Genomic DNA, 1,231 nt, shown 5'->3' with positions numbered 1-1,231 from the left:
TCTGCGCGGCATGAGCACAGTAAAAGCCGGGGCTGCGGCCATGAAGCTCAATGCACAGGTGCTGGACAGGCAAAGCGGCGTGTTGTTCGCGGATGGTGTTGACCTGATGAGCGCCCGTTCACGCCAGAGCTACGCGCGACTGGCCGCCGCTGAGCTGGGGTTGGGCGAAGTGGATCTACGCCGTTCGCTGGGGCAGGTGTTACTGGCGGTTGAGCAATGGCAACAACAAGGCGGTGCGGCATCCGGGGTCAATGTGCCGACAATGAGCGACACCGAGCAAGAAGCCGCACTGGCCTTGCTGCAAGATCCCTATCTGACAGCACGAGTGACAGCTGACTTAGCCGCCTGTGGTGTGGTTGGCGAATCCACTAACTTACTGGCGGGCTTTTTGGCGGCGGTAAGCCGAAAGTTACCCAAACCCTTAGCTGTCCTGATCCAGAGCAGCAGCGCCGCCGGCAAGAGCAGCCTGATGGATGCCGTCTTAAACCTGATCCCCGAAGAAGAACGCATCCAGTACAGCGCCATGACCGGGCAAAGTCTGTTCTATCTCGGTGAAACCAATCTCCAGCACAAGATTTTAGCGATAGCGGAAGAAGAAGGCGTGCGGCAGGCCGCCTATGCGCTCAAGCTGTTGCAGTCGGACGGCGAGCTGACAATGGCCAGCACGGGCAAGGATGAAGCGACCGGCAACCTGGTCACCAAAAGCTATACCGTCAAAGGCCCGGTGATGCTGATGCTCACCACGACGGCCATTGATGTGGATGAAGAGCTGCTCAATCGCTGTCTGGTGCTGACCGTCAATGAATCCCGCGAACAGACCGAAGCCATCCATGCGTTGCAGCGCCAGAAGCAGACGCTCGAAGGCCTGCTGGCTGAGAACGAACGCGATTATCTGACACAGCTTCACCAGAATGCGCAGCGGCTGCTGAAACCGCTGAATGTCGTCAATCCGTATGCGTCGCAACTGACCTTTATGTCAGACAAAACCCGTACCCGCCGTGACCACATGAAATACCTGACGCTTATCCAGAGCATCGCCTTGCTGCACCAATACCAGCGGAACATCAAAACCGCCGAGCATCGCGGGAAAACGCTGGAATACATCGAAGTCACCAAAGATGATATCCGGCTCGCCAATCAGTTAGCCCATGAAATTTTAGGCCGGACGCTGGATGAAATGCCGCCGCAGACGCGCAAGCTGTTGCTGTTGATCCAGCAGATGGCGCACGCA

The 1,231-nt window shown here is 57.4% G+C and carries 1 pseudogene; it reads left to right on the top strand.

The features are described 5' to 3' along the window. A pseudogene (locus IQ211_RS19350) lies at positions 1-1,231 on the top strand (DNA primase); the annotation flags it as partial.

Origin of the sequence: Xenorhabdus griffiniae (assembly GCF_015163655.1) — a bacterium.
Classification (GTDB): Bacteria; Pseudomonadota; Gammaproteobacteria; order Enterobacterales; family Enterobacteriaceae; genus Xenorhabdus; species Xenorhabdus griffiniae.
This window is presented reverse-complemented; position numbering and strand designations above follow the sequence as displayed.